Origin of the sequence: Shouchella lonarensis (assembly GCF_900096965.1) — a bacterium.
GTDB classification, from domain to species: domain Bacteria; phylum Bacillota; class Bacilli; order Bacillales; family Bacillaceae_D; genus Shouchella; species Shouchella lonarensis.
Window position 1 is genome coordinate 22,163 of the sequence record NZ_FMYM01000011.1, and the last position, 23,682, is coordinate 45,844.

Sequence of the window (23,682 nt, forward strand, 5' to 3'; positions counted from 1 at the left end):
AAAAGAAAGACCGCCTACGCGGTCAAAAACTTGTTAAATTTATTTCATCGTCCGACCATAGACAGATCGGGCAACTTCAACTAACTCTTCCTGTTCAATCGTATCTGACACAAGGAAGAAATCAGAACCATTGTGAGACCACATGACACGCCCTGATGCCTGAACACCAATTGTAAAACCTAAATCAACCGGGTCTCCTTTAATGACATTAAACGATGCTGATGCTTCCTCAACCGGCGCGCTCTCTTCTTGAATAAGCGTAAATGATCGCGCTTCTCCTTCGTATTGCTGAACATACGTCTTTCTATCGTCCACTTCAACAATCTCAGTGTTTGGTTGATCACTCACCCCATCCGGAACAAACATCGGATAAAGAACTTCCAATTCCTCTTCTTCACTTTCCTCTGCTGCTGCAATTGTTGGCTCCGACATTTTTGCACCTGTTAAGGTTTTTTCTGTATCAAAATCTTCCTTTGCAAGCGCAGGATTTTTCTCAAACTCTTCAAAGTTCAAATCAACCAACACTTGACCATCGGCATCCATAATTTTCACTGATACCGGCGATAAATCTTTTTTATTTAAGCGTATCTCTTGGTTGCTTAAATTTTTGTTTTGATAATTGGTCATCGTTTTAAACACATATGCTGCTTCATCTTGTGTAAACACGACATCTGCGTCTAAACTAATGTCTTTTAACAACGACTCATACAAGTATGCTTGGCTACTTGTTTTTGGCCAATCACTTTGAAACCGGAACGTCTTATCCAATGCAGGTGTGAGCACAAATACACCTTCATCATTTTTTAAGATAATTTGACTTTGCTTGTTATTCGCATTCGTCAAGATCACCTTATAGTAAGCATTGTCTTTCTGCCATACTTCCACATTATACGTTTGTGGTTCTTGACCTGTCTCAAGTACCATTGTTCCTTTCGACCTATAACTTGTTACATCTTCAAGTGCACCCTCAATATCATTTAATACATCTTCCTTTGACTTCTCACCACACGCTGCGAGCATGACCAACATACAGCACATAACAACGGTCAACCACTTTGTCTTCGCCATAAACTCCCTTCACCCCTTCTAATCTACTTGTAAATGTGAACAAAGTCGTCCACCCTTCGTTGCTGTACACTATATGAGGCGACATTAGACAATATGCAGACAAGTCGTTTTAAAAAGCAGGTTTGAAAGGTCTATAGACAACAAAACGTCTAAATAGGAAAAAGTGTGATACTATAACAGTAAGGAAATTTTTTACTCATACATACATTTAAGCAATAGGGAGTGAAATCAATGATGTTTATCCGAAACGAATCCTTTTCAACATTTGTCCACCGATACCCTGTCGTTACAACCCTTGCTGGCTTAAATATCATCATCCACCTATGGGTGCTGTTTTTACCGTATGGAGCGGAACTTTACCGCCAAGGTGTTGGCGCAAATTTTCTCATTAGTACAGGAGAATATTGGCGTCTGCTAACACCAATCTTTTTACATTCAACGCAATCACTTTTCCACTTGTTATTCAACACATTTTCACTCGTCATCTTCGCTCCTGCACTCGAAATCATGCTTGGGCGATTCAAGTTTCTTGCCGTTTATTTACTAGCTGGCGTTGTTGCCAATATTGCTACGTTTTTACTAGAAACACCCATGTACACACACGTTGGTGCTTCAGGTGCGATCTTCGGGTTGTTTGGTGTTTACTTGTATATGTTTTTAGCGCGGAAAGACTTGCTCGACACCCAAAACAGTCAGCTCGTCCTAACGATTCTTGCCATTTCAGTTGTCATGACATTTGTCTCACCACAAATTAATATTCTAGGTCATTTATTCGGATTAGCAGGTGGACTCATCCTTGCGCCTTTATTCACGCGCAACGCAAAGCCCTTTTATGCAGTGCGCCATACAAGTCGTAAAACCTACCTCGATGAAGATGACATTTCATTCAAACCAAACCGATGGAAAAATCGCGCACGCAACCAAAAAGTCATACGAATCGTTCTAATTGTTATCGCCGTTCTCATTGCAATCGGCATTTATACACGCCTTAATATGTAAGAAGGAAGAGCCTCCACCATAATTGGTCAGAGGCTCTTCTCACTTTGCACCCTGCTCGTCATAGTCGTCCTATCCACTGCATAGGATGAAAAGAGCTTGTCACAGAACATAAGGGTGGTCTCTAGATGAAAATCATTCGATATATTAGCGTGCTGCTTTTAGGATGTATACTCATTAGTGTCGGCATCAATTTTTTCTTTGTGTCCTACCATTTACTTGATGGTGGTATTTTCGGGGCAGGATTGATCGCTCATTATATTTGGCGTGTCCCTGTCGGCATGACCATTCTTATTATCAGTATCCCAATATACATTGGTGCCTGGTTTTATTATCGCCCTTTCTTCTATCATTCTTTAGCAGGCGTGCTTACTTCTTCATTTCTCATCGATCTTCTTGCAGCGTTTACACCGACGACGCCCATTCTCTCGCCCTTACCAAGCGCTATTGTTGGTGGACTCATGCTCGGCATCGGCGCAGGCATCATGTTCTTACTTGACATTAGCACAGGCGGTTTCGACCTGCTTGCACAAATGATTTCCGCAAGAACGGCCTGGAATGTCGGAATTTTAATTGTTGGATTCGACCTTGCCGTTGTTGTAGCAGGGATCCCCATCGTTAGTTTTGATGAAATTATCTTGTCAACTATTGCAGTCATTGCTACCGGCATTGCAACAACAATGATTACTGCGTGGGGCGGAGGTCATACACACAACCACCTATCTCTTTAAGGCAGCTCGATATCACCCCGAAAAATCCAATACGCGATGCCATATAAACATGCAACCACCGCAATTATGATAAACAATTTTTTGTTACTCATCTTCACGTCGAACCACCACACTTTCACTAAAATAATCACGCATGTCCAAAAAACAGCCGATGCACTGCACCGGCTGTTTTGCTATTTTTTGCTATCTTTGTTCTCATTTGAGGAAGGGTCAGTACTTTCTTCATCATCTTTGTTAGCATTTGCGTCATCTAAGAAACGTAACAAGTCACCGTACACAACTTTATCAGAATATGCTAGGTCATCCGTCGCCTTTGAAGAAACAGCTTCACAAGACGCAAGCTCCTTTTCTTCTCCTGTCGCTCGGTCATAGCAAGTTTCATTTGTAAATACCACTTCATCTGTTACAAAGCCACCGTTACGGAATATCATGTACGGGTCATAATCTGGTGAGAAAAGATCAGATCCGAATTGGATATCACCTTTTGTATCAAAACCAAGTAGATGCATAATGGTCGGACGGAGATCAATTTGACCACTCACTGTATCAACCAATTTGCCTTCTTGACCAGGAATATGAATGAACAGTGGCACACGCTGTAATTGAACTGAATCATATGGCGTGATCTCGTCTTTTTCAAGGTATTGCGCCATTGCACGATTATGGTTTGCTGAAATACCATAGTGGTCACCGTACATAATGAAAATGCTATCTTCATAGAGGCCAGCAGCTTTCACATCTTCGAAAAATTTCTCGAGTGCATAATCCATATAACGCACTGTTGTAAAATACTTGTTTAAAGTATTGCTAGTAGAGTCGAACTCATCAATGAATTTGTCTTCATCATCAAGATCAAATGGAAAATGATTTGTTAGCGTAATAAGCTTCGTATAAAATGGCTTTCCTTGTGCTTGTAAATGAGGAATTGACTGCTCAAAGAATTCCTTATCTTTCATACCCCATTCACCAACCGAGTTTTCTTCTGTGACATTGTAGTCTGCAACATCGTAAAACTCATCATACCCAAGAGATTTATACATGACATCGCGATTCCAGAAGCTCCCATTATTCGCATGCATCACCGATGTCGTATACCCATGCTCGCCCAACACTTCAGGTGTAGCACGGTATTTATTGTCACCATGAGTAAAGAAAACCGCCCCACTATCACGTCCGAACAAAGAGTTATCAACAATAAACTCAGAGTCTGATGTTTTCCCTTGTTCTGTTTGATGGTAAAAATTCTCGAAGTAATAACTTTCATCTTTCAAGCTGTTCAAAAACGGTGTGATTTCTTGACCATATACATCATTATCAATGACAAACGACTGAAGGGATTCCATCGAAATGACGAACACATTCTTATCTTTTGCAATGCCGAACATGTCCGGATCTGGCGCTTTATAATTTGCATCCGTATAATTTTTCACTTCAACAATATCAGAACTATCAGCAAGCACGCGCTGTGTACTTGTCTGCATTTGCAAGTACATGTCGTACACATGATAATTAAACAAACCAATATTTTTCACAAGCATTTGGCGGTCAAATGAGCGTGTTAATAATTGTGGACGTTCTGCTTGCGCAATCGTCAAGTTCCCCATAAATAACAAAACAGCTAACGCATAAATCATCGCCGTTTCTCGCTTTAAGCGTCCAACAACAGGAACTTTTTTACGCAAAACAAGGAAGAACAACACAGCGACATCAATGAATAATAAGCAATCCCAGATGCTCATTAACTCCAACACACTACTGGACAAGTTTTGGGCGTTTTTTCCCTGTAATAAAATTGGCCACGTCACAAAATCATTGTAAAAACGGAAAAACAATAGATTGAAATACAAAACGAGAGTTCCCACTAAAGAGAGCACAACAACCATCGTATTCCTCATTTGATTCTTAAACAATAAACTAATCCCTAAAAGTAAAATCCCTGAACTCATTGGATTAATAAGCAATAAAAATTCCTGCAACATCTTATCTGTAGGGATCATGAATGCCACTTTATACAGCACATACGTTTTAACTGACAACAACAACACTGCTAACCAAAAGAACTTTAGCCGTCTAAAACCAGCTTTAACATTGGCTACCATCACACTATCCCCTCTCTTTTTTACATTTCTAATACGGGTCTTCTAGTATTTATCTACGAAGTTTACAATCACTGAGTCTATAGAATGTTCTTTTAGGATTATCACCAAATCCTTCATTCTCCTCATATCGCACTTATGGGCAATACGCACCGTCTTTGCTTTACATGACAGGTTACAAAGATATAGTTTAACAGAAAACCAGACGTTTGAAAAGTATTACAGAGGAATTACTTTTTTTACATCTTCTTTACGTTTTCGAAATATTCCTCTAACGTATAGTCATACGCCACCAAATCAGCCGCAACTTTTTTGCCAACGTAGCGCAAATGCCACGGCTCATACTGATAACCTGTAATCTCTTCTTTTCCTTTTGGATACCGAATAACAAAGCCATATTGGTGCGCCTTTTCTGCAACCCATATGCCCTCTGACGTTAAGCCAAATTCTTCTGTTAATGCATCCGTCGCGACATCCATCGCCAAACCGGTTTGATGTTCACTATGACCTGGCATTGCCACAAGTTCTTGGTCTTTACCTTGATTTTCAACTGCCTGGTTGTACAACATTTGTTGACGAGAAAACGGTCTAAAACCAGAGACGGCATACAATTGATACCCTTCTTCTTCCGCTGCGGCAAATAACTGTTCTAACGCTTTTGCCGCTTCCTCACGTAGCATGTTACGCTCATCTGTTGTCTCATACATAAACGGAACATCGACTTCAACGAGATCCTCCGGACGGTATTCATCAGGCAATCGCGCTTCTTGATTTACTTTTACTGCAATATTGTCTGGATTTGTAATGATACGTTCTCCGTTCACTTCCTCTATTTCATTAAAAAAAGCCGCTGCAAGTGTCAGTTCATCTTCTTTGTCTTTGTCTTTTTCTGTCACTTCGGTTGTCGTCGGCTGTTTTTTGTTCACTTCTTCACTGTTCTGTGGTGCGTCCTTCATTCCGCAAGACGATAAAAGGATCACACTCGCCAAGCTTATCAATATCATTTTTTTCACTTTCAATCACCTGACTTCTGTATTATACTATTGACACACTATATCATAAATCATTTACGCTGCCTATCCTTTTTCTATGTAAAATTATGTATGCGTTCAAGACGATCCTTTTCCTGAAGAAAAAGAACTGTCACCGTAAACTAAACGATGACAATCCATTTGTATTGAGAGGATGTTTTTTATGTACAAGCAAACCTTATGCTTCATCCGACACAATGACCACATTTTAATGCTTAACCGCAACAATGCCCCGTTACAAGGCTTATGGACTGGGGTTGGTGGTAAAATGAACGTCAACGAATCACCTCTTGATTGCATTGTTCGTGAAATTGAAGAAGAAACAACACTCGTGATCGATAAAGAGATGATCCAGGAAAAAGGGGTTGTGACATGGGAAGAAACCAGCGGTGCGTTTAAACCAGATGGGATGTTTGTGTTCGTCGCCAAGATTACGCAACGCACCATCCAAACACCACTCGCCACCGAGGAAGGGCTCCTAGATTGGAAACCGATTTCATGGTTACTCAACCCACAAAATGAAGGCATTGACATCATTGGACGGCGCTTTTTACCGATCGTCTTGTTCGATCAAAAGCCATATCACCACCAAGCAATCTTTACCGATGATACGTTTACAGCCTTTCATACACACCCATTTCATCCATCTATGACTTCCTCATCGTGACAGACAAACACCCGCTTCAACGAGCAATAACTTTTTATTTGTATCTAGGTGGGCCGTTGCGCCGTAAGGAACAGCATGTACGGGCATACAGTGCCCGATCTGCGCATGCTTGAGCGCCGGCTTTCCACTTCCTAAAATATATTCATCCAATACTGTTGCCAAGGAGCGAGAACCGTGTGGATCCTTGGCATCACAATGTCGAAAGCTCCCAAGTACAATTGCAACAGCATCATGAAGCTTCCCTGCTAATCTTAGTTGATTGAGCATCCGATCAATTCGGTAAGGTTCTTCACCGATCTCCTCAAGAAATAAAATTGCACCTGTTGTATCTATTTCATAAGGTGTGCCAAGCAAACTTACGAGCAACGTCAAATTCCCACCGATCAATTTGCCACTTACCTCACCACCAATCATTGTCTCAAGCGGCCCACTTTCTTCATCAATGCGCATCACTTGCGGTTGTAATATTTGTTTTAAACCTTTGTACGTCACCTGTGGCAATGGTTCGATGTGTAAGTCGCTCGCAAGCATCGGACCATGAAACGTCACCAGTCCCGTCTGTTGATGCAGCGCGACATGTAAACACGTCACATCACTATATCCCCAAAAAACCTTTGGATTACGAGCAATCATCTCATAATCAAGCTTATCAACAATACGAGGCGTCCCGTATCCGCCACGCGCACAAAAAATGCCCCGAATATTAGGATCATAAAACATTTCCTCTATATCTTGCAACCGCTCCTCATCACTGCCTGCCAAGTAACCATCTTGCTTCCCTAAAGACCGGGAAAACACCACTTCCAATCCAAATCGCTCATAAATCTGTTTTCCACGCACAACCTTAGTCATATTAGGGGGACCGGCTGGTGCGATCACAGCTATTTTGTCACCCCGTTTCAAGGCGCGTGGCTTTACAATTTTCTTCATAAATATCTTTAACCCCCCTCGCAAACAAAGCTGTTTACTTATTTTTATGATTTCGAGAGGAAGTTAGACACGGGTAAAAGCAATAAACACAAAAAAGACGCAGGATATCCTACGTCTCATTACATCTTTTCTTCACAACGACGCTAGTGCCACTTCTACATCACTGTACTCATAACCTAAATCACGAGCAACCGCTTCATATGTCACTTTTGAACCGGCAATATTTAGCCCTTTTGCTAAAGAAGGATTTTGCTGCAAGGCAGCTTTAACCCCTTTGTCTGCAATTTGCTTCGCATACGGGATCGTCACATTTGTTAGTGCGATTGTTGACGTGCGTGGCACTGCACCAGGCATATTTGCCACCGCATAGTGGATGACATCATGTTTTGTATACGTTGGCGCATCATGTGTCGTTACGGCATCTGCTGTTTCAATAATGCCACCTTGATCAACGGCCACATCCACCACAACGCTTCCAGGGCTCATGCTTTTAATCATCGCTTCAGTCACAAGTTTTGGTGCCCTCGCTCCTGGGATGAGTACCGCACCGATGACCAAGTCTGCTTCCGCCACAGCAGTCGCAATGTTTAATGGGTTTGACATCATCGTTTGCATGTCTGTCCCAAATTGATCGTCTAATTGTCGCAAACGATCGGCGTTCACATCAAGTAACGTAACATCTGCTCCTAGACCAATCGCCATCTTTGCTGCATTGGTTCCAACAACACCGCCCCCAATGACTGTGACCTTCCCACGTTTCACGCCTGGCACACCTGATAGGAGTACACCTTTCCCACCATGCGTCTTCTCCAAGAACTGGGCACCAATTTGTGTTGCCATCCGTCCCGCCACTTCACTCATTGGTGTCAACAATGGCAGTGCGCGGTTAACCTCAACTGTTTCATAAGCAATGGCAGTGACTCCTGATTCCACAAGTGCTTTCGTTAAATTTGCTTCGGCTGCTAGGTGTAAATACGTAAATAAAATTAAGCCCGGGCGAAAATAACCATATTCCGCAGCTAGTGGCTCTTTTACTTTCATGATCATATCGGATGTTGCCCATACATCTGCTACATTGTCTACAATGACGGCTCCTGCTTCTTTATATTCAGCGTTTGAAAAGCCGCTACCAACACCAGCTTCAGTCTCGATCATGACTTGGTGACCGCTTTCAATCAGTGAGACGACGCCTGCAGGTGTCATCGCGACCCGATTTTCATAGCTTTTTATTTCTTTTGGAATTCCAATAATCATGCCATTTCCTCCTGATGAAATCACTTTTCTACAGTATATAATCTGATCATCGTTTTTTCTTTAGGTGGACACGCCAAACTACGGGGTATCATTTGTGTGTTTTCCACAAATGCAGCCAAGATTGTTGATGTAAGTCTAGTAATAGACCGCTTCTCTCTAATGAAGACTTTAATTGCACATCCGTCAATTCGCTAATACGCTTTAAACGGTATTGTAGTGAATTTGGATGAATATGCAGCTTTTCTGCTGTTCTCATCATGTGCCCGCCCTCTTGCACATAGATCGCGAGTGTCGGTAGTAAACTTGTATGATGGACATGGTCATACGCTAACAAAATAGACAATGCCGGGTGACAGTCGCTCGCACGTGACTCTTCTTCATATGCCGGAATATAACGTAATGGCCCTGACTCATAGTAAAATATTGCTGTCTCCAACTGTTTTGTAAACCGTTCTTTTAACAAAAGGAGCCGCAGCGCTTGTTCATACGAGCGTGACAACCCCGCACCCATATCAGTCGGGTTTCCGCAAGCATAAACGCATGACACTGAAACAGCTTTTACTAAAATAGTGACTTCCTCTATTACATCCTGTCCTAGAACAAGGATGATCATACGCGCGCCATCAACAATAGAAAGAAACCTTTTTTCCGTTAATAAACGTTGAAAATGAACGGATTTCGTTTCTTCTATCGCATCTAAAATAAGCACACAGCCACGAATACCTTCTCTGTGCAATTCAGGAGGAATATCACTTTCAGAGAAGGTACCGGTTAATAATCGCCATAACCTTTCCATATCACTACTGTTCTGTCCGGCACGCCCCTCTTTTTGTAATAAAGTAGACGCTTTCGTCGCGACTCTTTTCAACCACTGCTTTTCATCAAGCGTGAGTGAACGCCTAGTCTCAGAAACCCAAATGTAGCCAATAACCGAACCCTTTTGATTGCGAATCGACAATGCTACACGTGGACCTAAGCCTACATCTTGCATATTTTGAATGGCAACCGGCTCCGAAGAGGCATGAAGTGCCTCCATAATTCCTTCTTTCCAAAAACGTTGAATTAAATGGTCCGGCACTTTCCGTGAGATAATGGTTGAAATTCTCGCAGCATCTGCCCCCTCTCCATGTTGCGAATATGCCACTAGTTCATGATTTAAATTTTCAATCGTTACCGGACAGGAAAGTACGTCTGCTAGCTGACTTGCAAACTCATCCAGTGATAAAAATGCCTGATGTAAAAAGTGCTTATATGCACTTGGCATACGCTCACCAACTTCTTCTAAAAATATATGTGTCTTGTTCAAACATCAACAATCGTTAGTTCTTCTAAGTATAACAAGAGAAGACGGGAATCAAAACCTTCACATGTGCGTATTAGTTTCCTGTTTCAATTGGATACCCAACGTGTGTGATCCAATCACTCCAACTACCCGCATACAACTTCACGTATTTAAATCCCGCTCGCTTCAATGCCATGACGTTTGTGCAAGCAGAGATCCCAGACGCACAATAAACAACAATGTCATGATCTTTTGGGAGCACGGAAAAATGTTGTTTTAATTCTTCCTCATTTTTCCATGAACCATCCTCACGCAGCACACCTTTCCAGAAATAATTTTTTGCACCTGGAATGTGTCCCGATTTTGCGTCACGTGTTTCATGCTCACCACGAAAACGCTCGGGTGCACGTGCATCAATTAACGTTGTTTTTGGATCATTCACACGTGCGTATACTTCCGAAGCAGAAAGCAACATATCCGCACGTACGCGCGGTACAAATATTGTTTTCTTCGCTCGCGAAACCTCAGACGTCGTTTCATACCCAAGCGTACACCAACGTGAAAAACCACCCTCTAATACCATCACTTGCTTATGTCCCAAATAATAGAGCATCCACCACGCTCGCGCCGCCATCATCCCACCACTTTGGTCATACACAACGACAGGCATGTCATGTGAGACACCTTTTTCTTGAAACAACTGAGTCATCTTTTTAACAGAGGGCAGCGGATAGCGCCCTCCCTCTTTTTTCGTCTTATCGGCCAGCTCAGTCGCCATATTCACAAACTGCGCATGCGGAATATGGGCGTCTTCATACAGTTTTTGTCCCGCATCTACGTCCTCTAGTGTATGTCGCACATCTAAAATTAAAAACGATCTTTCGTTACGCACAAGCTCCTTTGCGGAAATGAACATATTGGTTTCTCTCCTTTTTTCATTTCTTTCATACATTATTCTCCTTCACTGTTGCACTTCCTGCCATAACAATTTACAATAAGGTGGACATTTTTTTAGGGGGTGGTTCCTTTGGAGAAGGAACAACAGTTACGGCGTACGCTTACGCTGGTACCGTTACTCGTCATCGGTCTCGCTTATATGGACCCATTAGTTGTGTTTGACTCATATGGTATTGTTGCGCAATTAACAAAAGGACATGTTGCCGCTGCATATTTATTTACCATTGTCGCTTTGCTTCTCACAGCTTATAGTTACGGGAAAATGGTCCAAGCTTATCCGAAAGCGGGCTCAGCGTATACGTATGCTTACCATAGTCTCCATCCACACGTCGGATTTGTTGCCGGATGGACTTTACTACTCGATTATTTGTTTTTACCGATGGTCAACTTTGCCATCGGAATGGCTTATTTATCAGCTGCTTTTCCAGATGTTTCTCCATTCGTCTGGGTACTCATTTTAGCGATCAGCATTACAACCATCAACGCCTTCGGTATTCAATTAACCGCAAATATTACATCTTTGTTGGTCACTTTTCAAATCATTGTCGCTTGCGTTTTCGCCTATTTCATGGTCGTCGGTCTACAAAACGGGCTCGGTACAGGTGAACTACTTTCTCCATTACCATTTTTTAGCCCTTCCTTTGAATTCACCACTGTCTTTACTGGCGCATCAATCCTTTGCTTTTCTTTTCTTGGCTTTGATGCCGTATCTACTTTATCTGAGGAGACGAAAAATCCAGAGAAAACCGTCCCCCGTGCCATTATGCTCGTTGTCCTCGTTGGCGGTGTTCTTTTTGTCAGTATTTCTTATCTCATGCAACAAGTGTATCCGCATTTCCAGCAGTTCCAATCGGCCGACTCGGCTTCATTAGAGATTGCGCTGTATGCTGGCGGTGCTTTCTTACACGCATTCTTTCTCGCTGGAACAATGGTAGCTGTTGTTTCCTCCTCACTGTCATCACACGCAAGTGCTGCGCGCATTTTGTTTGCAATGGGAAGAGACAATGCATTACCGAAGCGATTTTTTGGCTATGTGCATCCACGTTTGAAAACACCGCTATTCAATGTATTGTTAATCGGGGTTATTTCTTTAACAGCCGCTTTTGGAGAACTAGAAATCATTTACTCCTTTATTAGCTTCGGGGCACTCATTGGATTCACTAGTGTAAATGCGTCCGTCATTGGTCATTACTTTATTCGCGAGCGAAAACGTTCACTACTTGACATGATCCGTTTCTTATTCATTCCGTCTCTAGGAGCATCCTTTTGCTTATGGTTGTTAGCGAGCATAGATCAACATGCCCTCTTCATCGGCTCTACTTGGCTCACGCTCGGACTCATCTACTATATTTTCCGACGTCGGCACAATCCAGACTTTTCTTTTCACATTAGAGATAAAGAGTGATGAATGAACACCTTTCCTTGTTATGCGCGGAAAAGGTGTTCAACTTCCTCATTTATCCAAATGTGAGCACGGCATCGACATAACCACCTTTACACATTAAAATAGGAGGAACATGAGAGGGAGACATACAGATGCATCGAATAACAAAACGTTTACTTATTGCGTTTGCGCTCGGCTCTATCGCATTTTTTGTCTGGAAAGAACGGGCACAACTATATGCGATGACACACACTTTATTTTCACTGCAAACAACAGCCGATGATCCACAGTTAAAAGAAATTGCCGTACTTGATGAACTTCATGCAACCGTTGCAGAAAAAACCGAACAGCTCATCACAGCTGCCAAAGAGATTCATATAGACATTGTCATTACAGATGGTTACCGCACACACGAAAAGCAAGATGAACTGTATCATCAAGGACGTCAAACAGGGGGCAACATCGTGACCCATGCAAAAGGGGGGCAATCGTACCATAATTATGGCCTTGCTGTTGACTTTGCCTTACTTGATCAAAACGAGACGATCATTTGGGACACTACTTATGACGGAAACAACAACGGGGAACCTGATTGGTTTGAAGTGGCTGCACTCGCAAAAGAACTGGGCTTCGAGTGGGGCGGCGATTGGCATGGCTTCAAAGATTATCCTCATCTACAAATGACCTTTGGTTATACAATCAATGAACTCATACATGCGAGCAACGCCTCGGAGTAATGCACGCTTTTTTTCATACTTTTTGCAGGAAATATTGCCTTCGATGTCGAATAGGTTGAATTAACGTATTTTACAAAGTAGGCTGGTGGACCATGAATCTAGGAAAAACAATTAAATATTATCGGCTGAAGCAAGACATGACACAAGCAGAACTAGCACTTGGAATTTGTTCTATTCCTCATTTGAGCAAAATTGAAAACGGTGTTTACGACGTCAACCACAATACCGCAAAACAACTATTAAAAAAGCTCAATGTAGATATGAAGGAAGAACAAGCGCAGTATACGCAGCTAAAAGAGGCTCTTCACTCATTTATAGAGGCTATTCAGTTTATTGACATGCAAGAAGCAAAAGAGCTTGCACAATTCCTTCACAAAAGAGAAGAAATGATTACCCGCACAAGCTTTCTTTATACGTACCATTTGTACATGCTGCGGTACCACTTGCAAAATGATGACATTATCAATGCAAAAAAACAGCAACAAATTTTATCAAAAAACCAATCGAGCCTCACCTATGATGAAACATTGCTTTGCGCGTTTTTTAACAGTTTATTGCTTATGACTGAACACCGATTTTCAGAGGCGAAGCAACAACTCCTAGATATACGCAGAAAAGATCACTGCACTACCCATACTCCCATGCAAGAGATTGATTTTGCATTAAGTCAATGTTACACGAGACTGCACGAGCACGAGAAAGCAGTCATACATGCGCGAGACGCTTTGCGTATATTCAAACAAACAGATAACTATATCCATACGTTTCAAGCGCAACTGTTACTGGCAACTAATTATGCAAGCATGAATATGATTGAAGATGCAATGAGACTATTTAAAACCTTATTGCGTCATGCGCGCCTGTTCAATCAGCAAGCATTGTACTACAAAACCCACTACCATTATGGCATTGTCCTAAAAAAGATGAAGTGCGATCAAAAAAGTTATCAGTACTTAAGCGAATGCCTGAAATACTTCGAAAAATCAAGCGAAGTTTATTGCCATTGCTTACTAGCTACTGCACAAGTGTGCGCACGCTTATCCATGAACCACGACCAAATTACCAACATGCTCCACGAAGTCATGGCGTTGAGTGAGAAGCATGGTTTTCCTCATTTAAATCTGCAGGCGCGATACTCACTGCTCCATCTGAAGGGCAGCAATCGTATCGATCACTTTATTGAAAATGTCATGTTGCCTTATTTTAATGAAGCTGATCACGGACCAAACCTCGTCCCATATGCAATCGAGCTTGCTGAATCGTACCAAAACAAAGGGCATCACGAACATGCGAATGCCATTTTGACGCAATATGTTACAAAAGCAAAAAATAAGCCCGTTGTCCATAAACGTTCATCCCCTTCTCCAACTTAATAGAAAAGGGGATGAACATACATACATTTTTATAGCGCCTGTGCTCCCTCTCGTCGTGCCATCACAACCGCAAAAGATTCTAACATCGTGTCATCATACTCGTCTGCCATCCAAAGGTGTCTTCTCAATATATCAGCAAGTAAGCGTGATCGCTTATCCACACTACGTGCATAACCGTGTACAACGAGCCATAAGTCGGTCATTTGGTCTGCTAGCCTCTTCGCATGATACATTTGCTCCTCTCGGCTCGCCTTTTTCAGCTTTGCAAGGAAAACTGTCAGTGATGCATGCTTCTTTTCTACTTGTGCCAACACGACTGGTGCCATCGCTTGTTTCGCACGAGATAGCGCTTCTTGAAGTGCCCGTGAAAACAATTGGTCTACTTGATACGTATGAAGCAAGCGTAGCACTTCCAACGCCAAGATATTTTCCGTACCTTCCCATACCGTAAGTACTTGCGCATCTCGTAACAAACGTGGTAACACGAAATCTTCAATGTATCCGTTGCCCCCGTGCAATTCAATGGCTTCGTGCGAAAATGTGATCGCTTCTTTGGCTGTTCTTGCTTTTAATAAAGCAATGAACAAACGATTAAGCGCAATATCATCTGAACGTGCTTTTTCTGGTTCCGACGCGACTTGTTCATATAGAGCAATGGATTCAAACAACGCTGATAACTGAATCTCTTGCCGGGCATATAACGTTGCGATCGTTTCTTGTATCATTGTGTGCTCCGTTAATTTTTTCCCAAATGCTTCTCTTTTCTCTGCATAAGTCACAGCTTCATTTAGTGCACGTTTCATGATTCCTACGGATGCGATGCTATTGCATATGCGTGATAAATTAAGCGCTTCCATCATATACGCCAGTCCACGTGTTTCATCGCCAACTAAATAAGCTTTCGCCCCATCAAACACCACTTCTCCAGAAGGAACTGCCCTTACACCAAGCTTATCTTTCAAGCGTCGCACATATAACTGATTTACCTTACCATCATCCTCTTTCCATGGAACTAAAAATAGGCTTAATCCTTTTGTACCTGATTCAGCCCCTTCAATCCGTGCCAATACAGCGGCGACACCACATTGACCAACGTTTGATGCAAAATATTTCTCACCATAAAGACGGTAATGATTCTCATCAGGCACTGCACATACGACATTCGCACCCACATCTGAGCCCCCTTGTCTCTCCGTTAAAAATGTTGCGCCTTCATATAATTCAACGTCTCCTGTGGCAAGCAAATGCGGTAAAAACCGTTCTTTTAGCGCATCACTAGCAAAATGGTCAACAACATAAGCCACAGCCATCGTCAAGGTGACTGGACAATAAAACCCTGGTTCCACTTGAGATAAAATATATCCTTGCGCAAACGAATACGTATAATTTCCTTTTTCCCCAAGTTCCGGAATATCTTTATGGATATAACCAACAATCCCCGTCTTATATGTAGCGTCTACCGTCTGTTTATATCCTTCATTAACCCAAACATGAGAAACTTCTTCACCAAAACGATCATACCGAATAAGCCTTGGTTGTCCTTCTCGATCTGTATGGACCGCCCGCTCATCAAATGTCTTATAACAATTCGTGTAAAAATCGGTCAATTCTCGTTCGGCGTAACGATATAATGACGGCGAACATTGCTCTTTTAACTTGGACAATAATACTTGTTCTTTCGCTTGGAACGTCATGCTCACAACATCCTCCTCCCATCAAACAAACGTTTATTTAATATTTTTCTCGCGCTATTCTTATAGTTTAGTTGACAATGCGATACGCGTCAACTGAAAGTACCACCAACATATTGACCATTGTACCTGTGCCACTTATACTTATTGGACACCATCTAAATGAAGGGGACATTTGATATGAAAGCGCTTCTTGTTATTGATGTGCAACAAACATTTGTAAAACAAGGTGATTTTTCGGAAGAATTGGCACGGATGAATGACCTTATTTCTATATTTAAAACACAAGATTGGTTGGTGATATTTGTAAAACATATTTCTAATGATCAAGATGACCCATTTTATTACAAAGCTGAAGGTGCCACACTCTCACCAATGCTACACTATTTCCCGAACGACCACATTATTGAAAAAAGCGGCCCAAGTGCTTTCTATCATACTGACTTGCAAGAAACGCTAGTCAAACATAAAGTCAGTCAATTATATATTACTGGTTTTAATAGTGAATTTTGTTGTCTCTTTACTGCCATTGCCGCATATGACCGTGGCTATGATGTAACGTTCATTGAAGACGCCACTGCCACAGTCAATCACGGTGGTACATACGACACAAGCGAATTAGATGTCCGAGACTTTATCGCCACCGTTCTGGATTGGTCACAGACTATGTGCGTATGCGACACAGCAGACGTCAAGCAAAAGTTATCTTTTTAACCTAAAATATGCCTGCCTCTTTTAAACGAACACTGAGGCAGGCATATTCTCTCTACAATATTTGATCAGCTATTTCCACATCAAGCAACGCGCGAACATTTTCAATCTGATTCGCAATCGTCACTGCGGAAGAACCAGCAAATAACAAACCGACAGCCACATTATCATCGGTCATGACCAACGACCCGGAGTCGCCCCCTGCTGAAATATTTGTGGTGATGATTTGTTCTCGGAAACGCCCTACCCGTCCAGAACCAAAGTTTACATCGACCGTTGCATTGACCGTTGTAATGATGCCATAAGTCGTATTTGTTGTTCGTCCCGTCTTTTTCACTCGTGTCCCAACGGTCACATTTTGTTTTAAGCGCCAGCCACGTACGTGCCCTAACCAATAGATCGATCGGTCAATTTGATGGAAAGGTGCTTGGGCAATTGCCGCATCAACCAAATTATTTTGATTCGACAATGGCACTTGCGGTGTTAACATAATGGGGATATAGTGCGATAATGTCCCAATGCGATCAGTTGGATCCGTTCCTCCATCAATTGGACCGGGTTGCAAAATGGGGTCACCGATGTTTGCACTATTCGTATTGGCAAGCACATGATTGTTGCTTAACAAGTAATACCTTGTTGGCACACCGTACCCGTGCGTAGGCGGGTTCGTTGATCCATTTGGCAAAACATCATATACACACGTCGCGATTGTTCCTGCAGTTACATGGCGATGTGCAACGCTATACCCTCCTTTTGCTGGACGTACACGATTCGCAAGTGTTGTGATGCCAGTCTCCATAGCCATCTGCTGACCTGTCATTAAATGACCTACTTGGATGACATCGGTTTTCATCCCGTTCACTTCTGGTGGTACAATTTGACTGCTCTCTAATGTTTCCATATCCGCTTTTTGTTCGACCATGACCGTAAGCGCTGGCGTACTCGTGACCTTACCGTCCACTTGTTTGAGACCTACACCAACACCATTGACATTCTTTAACTTTAACAATGCTTCTTCTGTCTCTACTTGAACTTTTTGCAAATCCTGTTGCATTTGCGTCGTCAATGTGTACCCTTTCTCTTTCACACCCTCACCCACCTTCTCTATTTTACACGTGCGGTGTAATCTCGCCTGCCTCTATCACATCCACCAAAAATCCTTCAAGGTGATGTGGCACTGCCTCCTTTAATTCACCCACCTTTTTCACGACAAACACTTGAATGACATCTTGTCCGTTTTTTTTCCCAACACCAATCGCAATCACATCAGGAATGCTTAATAAATGGTGCTCATGCTTCTGTAACACTTCCTCGATTGTCAATCAATCAACCCCTCTCTCTTTCGTGTCGGGAACCTCGTAATCAAATGATGTATACTCATTACTATGTTTTTAACAAGTAAGATATTCTCTTGAAAAATAATACTAAAAACTATTTCTAAGTAGACACAGCAACCACGCCCATCCCTACGTTAGACTTGCTTTCAAATGATTCTCCCTATAATATAGAAGTAATGAATCAATACGATATACGAAAAAAGAGAGGCGGTACTACATAATGATGGAAAGTAGATTATTTCGTTTTGCTTGTTGGATCATTGTGATCTTCCTTATTATCTATCTTGGCTCGCTAGTCAATTTCATCTTTAAGCCGCTCGCGGTGCTCGTACAAACATTGTTTGCACCGATTGTCATTGCTTTAGTCATCTACTATTTACTTAGACCCTTTGTTAATTTACTGAACAAGAAAATTCCCCGTGGTCTTTCCATCTTGATTGTCTTTTTGGCATTAATTGGTGTGATCACTTCCGCTATTTTATATATCGTGCCAATCATCCAAGCACAAATTCTAGACTTCATTGATAATGCCCCGCGTTATGGAAAAGTCGTACAACAATTTGCTATGGATTTACAACAACAACCTGCCGTACAAAACCTGCTACATAGCAGTGATTTATCCATTGACAACATTTCAGAAACATTCAGTGACAACCTCCAAGGGTATATTGAGTCGTTTCTAGCAAGCATCGGTGCATTTATCGGAGCGATCGCCAATATTATTATTGTCGCTGTCATCATTCCTTTTGTATTGTTTTACATGCTCAAAGAGGGGAAGAAAGCGCCCCTTATGATTCTTAACTTGTTCCCACGTCGAGAACAAGAAGAAGGAAAAAAGGTACTTGCAGACTTGGACAAGGCGTTAAGCTCTTACATCCAAGGGCAAATTTTGGTGAGCGCATGCGTAGGAACGCTCTGTTTAATTTGGTACTTAATTATTGGACTAGATTATGCACTTGTATTGGCTGTTGTAGCGCTATTTACAAATGTCATCCCGTTCCTCGGACCATGGATTGGTACAGCCCCTGCTGTCATTGTAGCGTTGTTTCATGAGCCATTCACCGCTGTGCTTGTCATTATTGGCGTCGTTGTCATCCAACAAGTCGAAAGCAATATTTTCTCCCCACAAATCATGGGGCGTCAATTATCGGTTCACCCAATCACCATTATCTTTGTCCTCCTCGTTGCAAGTCAGCTAGCAGGCTTTGTTGGCATCTTACTTGCCGTACCAACCTATGCGGTAGGGAAAGTCATTGTTCAACATACTTATCGTCTCATTCGTATTCGTATGAGAACGTCACATACGCCCCCGGTTAAATCATAGTGAGACAAAATGTTTTTTAAGCATTCCTTAAAGAAGCGTGCACATGCAACGCTTCTTTTTTTAGTGCCTAGATCAATCTAAGCTTACAAACATATAATAAATAAGTGTTAGACTTTTCCATACATTGCCGAATAGAAGAAAGGAGTGACAACAATGTTTGATCGCCTGTTTCCACAACCGAAAAAGACACGTGCACATTGCCAGCACTTCTCTCCATCTGGCTATGTAGAAGAATATGTCGTCCGAGAAATCCAACCCGTATTAACGACCTATGTAACCGACCATGTCTATCGGCACGTTCATACCTTTCCACAGACAACATCTCATCAGCAATGTCCCCCAATTTATGGTCAACAACAGCAACATTTGACTGCACCATCTAAAAATAAACGACATCGCTTCTAGCCTCTCTCTAAAGAGGCTTCTTCTCTGCCATTATTCTACGATTCCAGACAATTGTATCCTCATCTATTTCATACAAATGTCAAGACATCTACTCCTTTTCCTTCACTCCCTAATATTCCCCATATTTCATTTCCCGGGCAATCTCAAATACCCATGTATTGACAAAGTTATTGTCATTCTTTATCGCACACGAAAACAGACATGAAATGCACCTTATACTCCCCTCTTGTGGTACACTAATTTATAGACATAGACTAAAAATAAGGGGATGCTTATGATGCCAACGATTCATGTCGAAGGGTACCGCACCTTTCAAGTAAAAGAAGGAACAAAACTTGTTCTCGCGTTAGAAGATCATGGTGTCGACATTCTACACCGATGCGGAGGACAGGCCCGCTGCACAACATGTTTATGTGAGATCCAATCCGGAGATCCTGGCCCAATTAATGAAGCCGAAACGGCCATTCGAGAAAAAAAGGGCATTATAGACGACTCTCTCCGATTGTCATGCCAGATTCGTGTCTCTTCTGATTTAACAGTAAAACCATTACGTACAGCAACAAACGAACAAATGGATCCAGGAAAACGACCAGAAGAATAAAAAAGGTGAACCCGGTATGACCGGGTTCACCTCTTTTAACACTACTAACTTTATGTTCATGTCAATTCTACATATGCAAACTCCTCCAATATATCAACTACCACATTAAAGTACGGCAACTTTGACAGACGCTCACGATCACCTATCATCACGATCGTTTCTTTTGCACGGGTCACTGCAACGTTAATCAAGTTCGGTTTTGCGACAATCCAATTCGCTGCACTTGTCTGGCACTCATCTGTCCCCACTACGAAGACAACAGTGTCTGCTTCTTTTCCTTGAAATGTGTGCACAGTCCCGATATTGTGTTGAATCCAATGATTTATTTCTTCGACGGGATGCCCTGATAGATGTGCGAGTGCTTCGTTCTTGCGACGTAACTTCTTTTTTATTTCCTCTTTCACAATTGTAAACGGTGTGATCACATATAAACTAGGTATCACTCCCTGCTCAAATGCCTGAAATACAAGCTTTTCCACCATTTGTCCTTGCTCCTCAATATACTGACCGCGCACCGCGCTACCAGTCACATTGACCCAACGGCTGTGAGGGGAATGTTTATCTGAAAAAAGGATCATCTTGTTTTCATAAGCAATTGTATTTGCAATTGTAAACATCGGGTCAGTACAACGCCGATGTACCCATAATGGCAGACCAATCCACTGCTCACCAATAAACGTTCCCATTGGATTCCCTAGATTGGCAACTAATTGTACAGAAGATGACGATGATATATACGCTTCTTCTACCTTATAAAGTGTGCGAATATCATGCAACAACGTCTCAGGCATTGTGACCACTGGCTCAATTTGCTTAGGGTCACCGACGATTACAGCATGTTTAGACCGATAAATCATCCCCGCAGCCGCTTGCGGAACTGCTTGACCCGCTTCATCAATAAACAAATCGCCAATCTCTTCTGCGCCTAACTCGCAAAACAAACGACCTGCCGAAGCAAACGTTGTCGATACGACTGGGATCATCAAAAACAACGTTTGCCAAGATGCCGATACAGCCTGACGCGCTACTTCCGTATTTAAATCAAATTGCTTGCGATTAAAATAAACCCGCATGTTGCGCTTTACACGATCTCTTGCCAAAAAGAGGAACACTTTGTGTACCTTTAGCGCCAGTAAAAAGGCTTGCGAGCGTAAATGATTGAGCTCTTCTGATAACCACGGCGCTGTTTTTTGGCGCTGCGCGTAACTACCTTCCCAATAATCATCATCAGGAATGATCACACCTTCTTTACGCAACCTTTTCAGCAACGCAGCCACATCATCCATCATTTCATTCCATTCATCGCGTTCCCGTTTCATTGCCTCTATTTCTTTCTCTAATTCAACCAACAATATATGTACTTCTCCCAATTCTCGTTCCAACACCGTTAGTTGTTGTTTCAACTCCGTCAACTTTGTTTTCCGCCCTATCCACTTCCCTTTTATCCGCGGCCAAAGTCCCTCCATCGACATCGACCTTATTGATGCTTTCGTCTCTGCTAATTCATGTGCAACTTGGATCATTCGCTGCTTTCGCACTGATAAATTGTGACCCATCTTTAAAAGTAACTCATTCACTTCTTTTTTCCGTTCCTGCAGCGCTTCATACCGACGTAACACATACGCACATTGTGCAAGCCGTGATTTCCGCTTCTCGATTTCTTCTGCAAGCAACAAAAATGCTTCCTTTGCTCTTTCCCAGTCTGTCAGATCATAAGCATCCTCGCCATCCAAATATGCGGCCATTGTTTTATGATCAGCGGCTTTATCATACCAAAAGGCTTGTGAAAAATTGTCGTTATTTTTTTTGTTCCCTAACGCAACAGAAAACAATCCCCACGATGAACCTGTCTCTACGCCACCAACCCCATCCGCCACGGAAGAAAAATAGTCGACCTCTGCCGCAAGATGCGCAATTTCTTGTTCACGCGCTTGCGATGCGGCATGTAATTTCTCATCCTTCTCTCGCGCCACCGCTTTTCTGTTCGACAGCTCTGTAAAAATATTTTCGACCGCAGCATTGTTTGAAGAAGCGACAACTATGCTATAACCGGTAATGCTTGGATCAAGTTGAAAGGGCTGGTGTGAAAAATTGGTTGTTTTTAGCACAGTGTCCATTGGTGTAAACGCATCCGCGGGATGTTGAAACGCCACCATGGCTTTTGCCCGCTCAAATACACGTGCAGCAAACACTTCTTTTAATAACGTCGTTTTCCCTGTCCCCGGTGGTCCATTAACTGTATCTAGTGGCGATTCACCACTCAAAATGACGTTGACTGCTACCTGTTGCATTAGCGACAAGTGATGATGCGCCGGTGCCGGCCAGCGCGCTGGTGGCATTTTGCCAGGGTCAATCCAATCTTCAAGCACTTCGCGGACTTCATTTACATCGGTACGCTGCTGACAGCCATTTAAGTACGCCAATAAAGCAGGAGGAAGCGCTTTCTTTTTTGATAACATTTGTAATTCCTCAGCAAAGGAGCTTTTCATCAGCAGTGCCGATGACCGTTTCGTTAGCTTCTCGATCCGACAATCAAATAAGTATCCTTGTTCTACTTGGACAAATAAGTGTTCAGGGAATTGTAACGCATTGACGAGCACTGCTTTCATTTCCTTCACATGCGCTTCACCAAGATGTTTCCCATAAAACAATTGATTAAAGAGAGCTTGCAGCTCCTTTTCTATTGTGTTGAAATAATCAATAAAATCATCGTAGCCTTTTTCTCCAACAAATGTCCTAAGTTTCCCTAAGAGCACGCTCATGTATGGCAATTGCAAACCATCACCCTGATATTGCCCATCAGGTGCAACATGAACCACCGCCATAAATTTTTTCTCGCCTGGCAGCTGATAAAAAGTCTCGGTTGAAGCAAATGTATCGCGAACAAATGTCATGACACCTTTTAGTGGCATAATTCCAATGTAAATGCGATAACCCGCAATGTTCTGATGATTTTCCGTTTTATTTTGTGTCCATGGCATTTCCTTTCCTTGTCGCAGTTTCAGCCTCTCTATAGAAGAATTTTTTTCATCTATAGACGGCATTTGAAGCAGCTCCGTTACCCACCATGCTTTAAGCACCCGCTGTTCATGGTTCATGCCATGCAC

At 42.3% G+C, this 23,682-nt stretch carries 21 protein-coding genes; 10 read left to right on the top strand and 11 right to left on the bottom strand.

Annotation, left to right across the window (positions count from 1 at the left end; translation table 11 throughout):
- Positions 1-39: 39 nt before the first annotated feature.
- The gene (locus BLT29_RS11345) at positions 40-1,068 is read right to left on the bottom strand and encodes a LolA family protein (protein WP_090776437.1); all 1,029 of its coding nucleotides are present in this window, start codon (positions 1,066-1,068) and stop codon (positions 40-42) included.
- Between the two features lie 231 nt (positions 1,069-1,299).
- On the opposite strand from BLT29_RS11345, the gene BLT29_RS11350 reads away from it, so the two are divergent.
- Both BLT29_RS11350 and BLT29_RS11355 read left to right on the top strand, forming a co-directional pair.
- Entirely contained in the window at positions 1,300-2,067 is a 768-nt protein-coding gene (locus tag BLT29_RS11350; protein WP_367576297.1) for a rhomboid family intramembrane serine protease, read from the top strand.
- 125 nt (positions 2,068-2,192) lie between these two features.
- The gene (locus BLT29_RS11355) at positions 2,193-2,795 is read left to right on the top strand and encodes a YitT family protein (protein ID WP_090776438.1); all 603 of its coding nucleotides are present in this window, start codon (positions 2,193-2,195) and stop codon (positions 2,793-2,795) included.
- A 173-nt stretch (positions 2,796-2,968) separates the two neighbouring features.
- Here BLT29_RS11355 and BLT29_RS11360 read toward each other — a convergent pair whose 3' ends face one another.
- Together BLT29_RS11360 and BLT29_RS11365 are read right to left on the bottom strand one after the other, a co-directional pair.
- Positions 2,969-4,894 carry an LTA synthase family protein gene (locus BLT29_RS11360; RefSeq protein ID WP_090776439.1) on the bottom strand — a complete coding sequence of 642 codons (1,926 nt, stop codon included), beginning with the start codon at positions 4,892-4,894 and terminating at the stop codon, positions 2,969-2,971.
- Between the two features lie 236 nt (positions 4,895-5,130).
- Entirely contained in the window at positions 5,131-5,895 is a 765-nt protein-coding gene (locus BLT29_RS11365; protein WP_245701254.1) for a M15 family metallopeptidase, read from the bottom strand.
- Between the two features lie 190 nt (positions 5,896-6,085).
- On the opposite strand from BLT29_RS11365, the gene BLT29_RS11370 reads away from it, so the two are divergent.
- Complete coding sequence (locus tag BLT29_RS11370) at positions 6,086-6,589, top strand: NUDIX hydrolase (protein ID WP_176763905.1); 504 nt, start codon at positions 6,086-6,088, stop codon at positions 6,587-6,589.
- Here the strand turns inward: BLT29_RS11370 and BLT29_RS11375 are convergent.
- From BLT29_RS11375 to BLT29_RS11390, 4 genes are all read right to left on the bottom strand, one after another.
- Positions 6,581-7,519, bottom strand: a complete 939-nt coding sequence (locus BLT29_RS11375) for a S66 peptidase family protein (protein WP_176763906.1) — start codon at positions 7,517-7,519, stop codon at positions 6,581-6,583. The two genes, BLT29_RS11370 and BLT29_RS11375, sit on opposite strands and share 9 nt — an antisense overlap.
- A 132-nt stretch (positions 7,520-7,651) precedes the next feature.
- Complete coding sequence (gene ald, locus BLT29_RS11380; protein ID WP_090776442.1) at positions 7,652-8,773, bottom strand: alanine dehydrogenase; 1,122 nt, start codon at positions 8,771-8,773, stop codon at positions 7,652-7,654.
- Between the two features lie 88 nt (positions 8,774-8,861).
- Positions 8,862-10,079: a PucR family transcriptional regulator gene (locus BLT29_RS11385; protein WP_141769891.1), complete on the bottom strand. Its 1,218-nt coding sequence runs from the start codon at positions 10,077-10,079 to the stop codon at positions 8,862-8,864.
- A 70-nt stretch (positions 10,080-10,149) separates the two neighbouring features.
- The gene (locus BLT29_RS11390) at positions 10,150-10,971 is read right to left on the bottom strand and encodes a sulfurtransferase (protein WP_176763907.1); all 822 of its coding nucleotides are present in this window, start codon (positions 10,969-10,971) and stop codon (positions 10,150-10,152) included.
- A gap of 111 nt (positions 10,972-11,082) precedes the next feature.
- Between BLT29_RS11390 and BLT29_RS11395 the strand changes: the two genes are divergently transcribed.
- The 3 genes from BLT29_RS11395 to BLT29_RS11405 all read left to right on the top strand — a co-directional run bounded on the left by BLT29_RS11395 (position 11,083) and on the right by BLT29_RS11405 (position 14,506).
- Positions 11,083-12,417 carry an APC family permease gene (locus tag BLT29_RS11395; RefSeq protein WP_090776445.1) on the top strand — a complete coding sequence of 445 codons (1,335 nt, stop codon included), beginning with the start codon at positions 11,083-11,085 and terminating at the stop codon, positions 12,415-12,417.
- Positions 12,418-12,548: 131 nt separating this feature from the next.
- Positions 12,549-13,133, top strand: a complete 585-nt coding sequence (locus tag BLT29_RS11400) for a M15 family metallopeptidase (protein WP_281241421.1) — start codon at positions 12,549-12,551, stop codon at positions 13,131-13,133.
- 92 nt (positions 13,134-13,225) lie between these two features.
- Positions 13,226-14,506 carry a helix-turn-helix transcriptional regulator gene (locus tag BLT29_RS11405; protein WP_090776446.1) on the top strand — a complete coding sequence of 427 codons (1,281 nt, stop codon included), beginning with the start codon at positions 13,226-13,228 and terminating at the stop codon, positions 14,504-14,506.
- A gap of 29 nt (positions 14,507-14,535) precedes the next feature.
- Here BLT29_RS11405 and BLT29_RS11410 read toward each other — a convergent pair whose 3' ends face one another.
- Positions 14,536-16,200 carry an acyl-CoA dehydrogenase family protein gene (locus BLT29_RS11410; RefSeq protein WP_090776447.1) on the bottom strand — a complete coding sequence of 555 codons (1,665 nt, stop codon included), beginning with the start codon at positions 16,198-16,200 and terminating at the stop codon, positions 14,536-14,538.
- A 177-nt stretch (positions 16,201-16,377) separates the two neighbouring features.
- On the opposite strand from BLT29_RS11410, the gene BLT29_RS11415 reads away from it, so the two are divergent.
- A complete protein-coding gene (locus tag BLT29_RS11415) occupies positions 16,378-16,911 on the top strand; it encodes a cysteine hydrolase family protein (RefSeq protein ID WP_090776448.1) in 534 nt (177 codons plus the stop codon).
- Positions 16,912-16,963: 52 nt separating this feature from the next.
- Here the strand turns inward: BLT29_RS11415 and BLT29_RS11420 are convergent, their stop codons facing one another.
- Positions 16,964-17,995 carry a chymotrypsin family serine protease gene (locus BLT29_RS11420; protein ID WP_245701251.1) on the bottom strand — a complete coding sequence of 344 codons (1,032 nt, stop codon included), beginning with the start codon at positions 17,993-17,995 and terminating at the stop codon, positions 16,964-16,966.
- Positions 17,996-18,017: 22 nt separating this feature from the next.
- The gene (locus BLT29_RS11425) at positions 18,018-18,230 is read right to left on the bottom strand and encodes a hypothetical protein (protein ID WP_090776449.1); all 213 of its coding nucleotides are present in this window, start codon (positions 18,228-18,230) and stop codon (positions 18,018-18,020) included.
- Between the two features lie 235 nt (positions 18,231-18,465).
- Here BLT29_RS11425 and BLT29_RS11430 point away from each other — a divergent pair, with 235 nt between their 5' ends.
- The 3 genes from BLT29_RS11430 (at position 18,466) to BLT29_RS11440 (ending at position 20,575) form a co-directional block, all read left to right on the top strand.
- Entirely contained in the window at positions 18,466-19,569 is a 1,104-nt protein-coding gene (locus tag BLT29_RS11430; RefSeq protein WP_090776450.1) for an AI-2E family transporter, read from the top strand.
- Between the two features lie 153 nt (positions 19,570-19,722).
- The gene (locus BLT29_RS11435) at positions 19,723-19,974 is read left to right on the top strand and encodes a CotD family spore coat protein (RefSeq protein ID WP_090776451.1); all 252 of its coding nucleotides are present in this window, start codon (positions 19,723-19,725) and stop codon (positions 19,972-19,974) included.
- A gap of 277 nt (positions 19,975-20,251) precedes the next feature.
- Positions 20,252-20,575, top strand: coding sequence for a 2Fe-2S iron-sulfur cluster-binding protein (locus tag BLT29_RS11440; protein WP_090776452.1), 324 nt, complete (start codon positions 20,252-20,254; stop codon positions 20,573-20,575).
- 56 nt (positions 20,576-20,631) lie between these two features.
- Here BLT29_RS11440 and BLT29_RS11445 read toward each other — a convergent pair whose 3' ends face one another.
- Positions 20,632-23,673: a DEAD/DEAH box helicase gene (locus tag BLT29_RS11445; protein ID WP_090776453.1), complete on the bottom strand. Its 3,042-nt coding sequence runs from the start codon at positions 23,671-23,673 to the stop codon at positions 20,632-20,634.
- Positions 23,674-23,682: the final 9 nt, after the last annotated feature.